Origin of the sequence: Robiginitalea sediminis, from assembly GCF_002198115.1 — a bacterium.
Classification (GTDB): Bacteria; Bacteroidota; Bacteroidia; order Flavobacteriales; family Flavobacteriaceae; genus Robiginitalea; species Robiginitalea sediminis.
In genome coordinates this window covers 1-5,704 of sequence record NZ_NGNR01000007.1, presented here as the reverse complement: position 1 = coordinate 5,704, position 5,704 = coordinate 1, and the positions used below count along the sequence as shown (strand labels likewise).

The 5,704-nt window shown below is 51.2% G+C and carries 2 tRNA genes and 3 rRNA genes; all 5 read left to right on the top strand.

The features are described from left to right. Positions 1–193 precede the first annotated feature (193 nt). The 5 genes from CA832_RS14840 (at position 194) to rrf (ending at position 5,603) form a co-directional block, all read left to right on the top strand. Positions 194–1,718, top strand: a 16S ribosomal RNA gene (locus CA832_RS14840). Positions 1,719–1,857: 139 nt separating this feature from the next. Continuing rightward, positions 1,858–1,931, top strand: a tRNA-Ile gene (locus tag CA832_RS14835). 244 nt (positions 1,932–2,175) lie between these two features. Further along, positions 2,176–2,252 (top strand) — tRNA-Ala (locus tag CA832_RS14830). A gap of 268 nt (positions 2,253–2,520) precedes the next feature. After that, positions 2,521–5,363 (top strand): 23S ribosomal RNA (locus tag CA832_RS14825). A 129-nt stretch (positions 5,364–5,492) separates the two neighbouring features. Next, a 5S ribosomal RNA gene (gene rrf / locus CA832_RS14820) occupies positions 5,493–5,603 on the top strand. Together the 16S, 23S and 5S rRNA genes with 2 tRNA genes alongside form the textbook arrangement of a ribosomal RNA operon. The last annotated feature ends 101 nt before the right edge of the window (positions 5,604–5,704 follow it).

The following is a 5,704-nucleotide window of genomic DNA, read 5'->3' as shown; positions in this document are numbered from 1 at the left end:
TTACCGGAAGGTCATTGACATATTGACAGACAGCAAGCCTCTACCTTTAGCGGGGTAGGGGACTTGGTAAGTACAAACAACATCCGTCAAGGAATATTAAAAAAACCTGGACCGAGTTGGGAAGGCTTTTTTGTGGTGATTCAAGGAGGTTAGGGCTTTTAAGGAGTTCTGGTCTCATATTATTTAAGAATCTACGATGAAGAGTTTGATCCTGGCTCAGGATGAACGCTAGCGGCAGGCCTAACACATGCAAGTCGAACGGTAACAGGGAAAAGCTTGCTTTTCCGCTGACGAGTGGCGCACGGGTGCGTAACGCGTATGGAACCTACCCTTTACAGGGGGATAGCCCGGAGAAATCCGGATTAATACCCCGTAGTATTATGATTTGGCATCGGATTATAATTAAAGTTTCGGCGGTAGAGGATGGCCATGCGTCCTATTAGTTAGATGGTGAGGTAACGGCTCACCATGGCATCGATAGGTAGGGGCCCTGAGAGGGGGATCCCCCACACTGGTACTGAGACACGGACCAGACTCCTACGGGAGGCAGCAGTGAGGAATATTGGACAATGGTCGAGAGACTGATCCAGCCATGCCGCGTGCAGGAAGACGGCCCTACGGGTTGTAAACTGCTTTTGTACGGGAAGAATAATGCCCACGTGTGGGCAGATGACGGTACCGTACGAATAAGGACCGGCTAACTCCGTGCCAGCAGCCGCGGTAATACGGAGGGTCCGAGCGTTATCCGGAATCATTGGGTTTAAAGGGTCCGCAGGCGGATCAGTAAGTCAGAGGTGAAAGTTTGCAGCTCAACTGTAAAATTGCCTTTGATACTGCTGGTCTTGAGTTACGATGAAGTGGCTGGAATATGTGGTGTAGCGGTGAAATGCATAGATATCACATAGAACACCGATTGCGAAGGCAGGTCACTAATCGCCAACTGACGCTGATGGACGAAAGCGTGGGGAGCGAACGGGATTAGATACCCCGGTAGTCCACGCCGTAAACGATGGACACTAGCTGTTGGGCCTCTGGTTCAGTGGCTAAGCGAAAGTGATAAGTGTCCCACCTGGGGAGTACGTCGGCAACGATGAAACTCAAAGGAATTGACGGGGGCCCGCACAAGCGGTGGAGCATGTGGTTTAATTCGATGATACGCGAGGAACCTTACCAGGGCTTAAATGTAATGGGACAGGCTTAGAGATAGGCTTTTCTTCGGACTCATTACAAGGTGCTGCATGGTTGTCGTCAGCTCGTGCCGTGAGGTGTCAGGTTAAGTCCTATAACGAGCGCAACCCCTATCGTTAGTTGCCAGCGGGTAAAGCCGGGGACTCTAACGAAACTGCCGGTGCAAACCGTGAGGAAGGTGGGGATGACGTCAAATCATCACGGCCCTTACGTCCTGGGCTACACACGTGCTACAATGGCCGGTACAATGAGCAGCCACTGCGCGAGCAGGAGCGAATCTATAAAACCGGTCACAGTTCGGATCGGGGTCTGCAACCCGACCCCGTGAAGCTGGAATCGCTAGTAATCGGATATCAGCCATGATCCGGTGAATACGTTCCCGGGCCTTGTACACACCGCCCGTCAAGCCATGGAAGCCGGGAGTGCCTGAAGTCCGTCACCGCAAGGAGCGGCCTAGGGCAAGATCGGTAACTAGGGCTAAGTCGTAACAAGGTAGCCGTACCGGAAGGTGCGGCTGGAACACCTCCTTTCTAGAGATAGTAACAGGGCTTTTGGTTTTAATTTTCCGAGAGTCACCGTTTAAACAAGGGAGTGTCTCCCGACCGGGCCAGGTTTTTTTAGCATTCCTTAAGAAGGGATGTTGTTTGTGTCTGTCATATATGATAATGCAGTCTCATAGCTCAGCTGGTTAGAGCGCTACACTGATAATGTAGAGGTCGGCAGTTCGAGTCTGCCTGAGACTACGAAGTAGGTGAAGGCAGTGAGAAGTCTACCCCGATAGCTATCGGGGAGTCTGCCTGAGACTACAGGCCAAACGCCTGGAGCGTTTGACAAATTCCAACCACTAAATTCCAAGCACCAATTTGGAATTTGGAATTTGGAATTTGGAATTTGGAATTTGTTCATTGATTTGACGTATTGGAAATTCTAGAAGTTGAGCTCCTAGACTTGGAATTTGGAATTTGTTATTTGGAATTTCCATTTCATGGGGAATTAGCTCAGCTGGCTAGAGCGCCTGATTTGCATTCAGGAGGTCACCGGTTCGACTCCGGTATTCTCCACCAGACCTGGCGGTCAAATTTCAAGCGCCAAATACCAAGCACCAATTCGTTGGAATTTGGAATTTGGTCCCGATAGCTATCGGGATGGAATTTACCCAAAGGGTTAGAACGTTCATTGACATATTGGAATGAAGTGAGACTATAGAAGGTATGACTTTGGTTGTATTGGAAATAGTTAAGACTTCGAGAAACACGAATCTAACATAGAAAGAGAGTACGTGAAGTAATTCATGTATAGATACAATTACTTGAGCTAGAATACAAAGCAAGGCGACAAGCTAATTAAGGGCGTATGGGGGATGCCTAGGCTCCCAGAGGCGAAGAAGGACGTGATAAGCTGCGAAAAGCTGCGGGGAGGTGCACATAACTTTTGATCCGCAGATATCCGAATGGGGCAACCCGGCTGGTTGAAGGCCAGTCATAATCGTTTCGATTAAGCGAACCCGGTGAACTGAAACATCTAAGTAGCCGGAGGAGGAGAAAACAAGAGTGATTCCGAGAGTAGTGGCGAGCGAAATCGGAGAAGCCCAAACCAATGTTGTTTCGGCAACATTGGGGTTGTAGGACCGCGATATTCGATGTAATACTGAACTGGAAGTAACTGGAAAGTTACACCGCAGAGGGTGATAGTCCCGTATAGGTAAGGTATTATAATTGATAGCGGTATCCTGAGTAGCGCGGGGCACGTGAAACCCTGTGTGAATCTGGCGGGACCATCCGCCAAGGCTAAATACTCCTGGGAGACCGATAGTGAACTAGTACCGTGAGGGAAAGGTGAAAAGAACCCCGAACAGGGGAGTGAAATAGAACCTGAAACCATACGCTTACAAGCGGTCGGAGCGCATTTATGCGTGACGGCGTGCCTTTTGCATAATGAGCCTACGAGTTGCCGTTACTGGCAAGGTTAAGCCCTTCAGGGGCGGAGCCGCAGCGAAAGCGAGTCTGAATAGGGCGCTATAGTCAGTAGTGGCAGACGCGAAACCGTGTGATCTACCCATGGGCAGGGTGAAGCTGTGGTAACACACAGTGGAGGCCCGAACCCGTTGACGTTGAAAAGTCTTGGGATGACCTGTGGGTAGGGGTGAAAGGCCAATCAAACTCGGAAATAGCTCGTACTCCCCGAAATGCATTTAGGTGCAGCGTGCAATTAGTTTTACGGAGGTAGAGCTACTGATTGGATGCGGGGGCTTCACCGCCTACCAATTCCTGACAAACTCCGAATGCCGTAAAATGATGTTGTGCAGTGAGGGCATGGGTGCTAAGGTCCATGTCCGAGAGGGAAAGAACCCGGATCACCGGCTAAGGTCCCCAAGTATGTGCTAAGTTGATTAAACGCGGTGGGACTGCATAGACAGCCAGGATGTTGGCTTGGAAGCAGCCATTCATTTAAAGAGTGCGTAACAGCTCACTGGTCGAGCGGTCCCGCATGGATAATAATCGGGCATAAGCACATCACCGAAGCCGTGGCTTCCAGTATACTGGAGGGGTAGGGGAGCATTGTAGTTGCGTTGAAGTTGAGCTGTGAGGCTTGATGGAGCGGCTACAAACGAAAATGTAGGCATAAGTAACGATAAGGCAGGCGAGAAACCTGCCCGCCGAAAGACCAAGGTTTCCCCGGCCATGCTAATCAGCCGGGGGTCAGTCGGGACCTAACGCGAACCCGAAGGGGGTAGTGGATGGACAAACGGTTAATATTCCGTTACCCGCTGTAGAATAAAAGTGACGAGGGAGTGGAATTGGTGCGCACTGACGGAATAGTGCGTTGAACCTGTTGTAAGGCAGGGATAGTACGGCAAGGCTACGGCTGCGCCGATAATCCAGTGTAGCTTCCTCCGAGAAAAGCGACTACAGCGGCCCGTACCGTAAACCGACACAGGTGGTTGGGATGAGTATTCTAAGGCGCTCGAGAGATTCATGGCTAAGGAACTAGGCAAAATAGACGCGTAACTTCGGGAGAAGCGTCGCCTCCCTCCGGGGAGGCCGCAGTGAAGAGGTCCAGGCGACTGTTTATCAAAAACACAGGGCTCTGCAAAATCGAAAGATGACGTATAGGGCCTGACACCTGCCCGGTGCCGGAAGGTTAAGAGGAGATGTTACTGCATTTATGTGGGAAGCATTGAATCGAAGCCCCGGTAAACGGCGGCCGTAACTATAACGGTCCTAAGGTAGCGAAATTCCTTGTCGGGTAAGTTCCGACCTGCACGAATGGTGTAACGATCTGGACACTGTCTCGGCCATGAGCTCGGTGAAATTGTAGTAACGGTGAAGATGCCGTTTACCCGCAGTGGGACGAAAAGACCCCGTGCACCTTTACTATAGCTTCGTATTGACCTTGGGCAACCAATGTGTAGGATAGCTGGGAGGCTTTGAAGCTGCGTCGCCAGGCGTGGTGGAGCCGTCCTTGAAATACCAGCCTTTGTTTGTTCGGGGCCTAATCCCTTGAATTAGGGAGACAGTGCGTGGTGGGTAGTTTGACTGGGGTGGTCGCCTCCAAAAGAGTAACGGAGGCTTCTAAAGGTGCCCTCAGTACGGTTGGCAATCGTGCGCAGAGTGCAATGGCATAAGGGCGCTTGACTGTGAGACATACAAGTCGAACAGGTACGAAAGTAGAGCATAGTGATCCGGTGGTTCCGTATGGAAGGGCCATCGCTCAAAGGATAAAAGGTACGCCGGGGATAACAGGCTGATCTCCCCCAAGAGCTCACATCGACGGGGGGGTTTGGCACCTCGATGTCGGCTCGTCACATCCTGGGGCTGGAGAAGGTCCCAAGGGTTGGGCTGTTCGCCCATTAAAGTGGCACGCGAGCTGGGTTCAGAACGTCGTGAGACAGTTCGGTCTCTATCTACTGCGGGCGTTAGAAATTTGAGTGGAGCTGATTCTAGTACGAGAGGACCGAATCGGACTGACCGCTGGTGTACCGGTTGTTCCGCCAGGGGCATTGCCGGGTAGCCAAGTCGGGAAGAGATAAGCGCTGAAAGCATATAAGCGCGAAACTCGCCACAAGATGAGATTTCTTTAAAGGGTCGTGGGAGACTACCACGTTGATAGGCCACAGGTGCAAGTGCTGTAAAGTACGCAGCCGAGTGGTACTAATAGCCCGTTGAGCTTGCGCCGCTACTTGCTTTGTGTGGCTCAAAGTAGTTGTAATGCTGTGTTTAGATTTGCGTTGTTAAGAAGACTTCATTCCATATGTCAGGATATTAGCCCTTAAGGGGCCGTCTGTTAAGAAGCAGACGCAAAACTCAGGTGGCCATGGCGACGGGGTCCACCCCTTACCATTCCGAACAGGGAAGTTAAGCCCGTCAGCGCCGATGGTACTGCCACTTAGGTGGGAGAGTAGGTCGCCGCCTTCTTTGAACCCCGAAGTGAGCTTCGCTCTACTTCGGGGTTTTTTATTGGATACAGGTAGCCCTTCACAGCCAGGTGGGGGGCTTTTGTTTTGGTAGAAACCCAA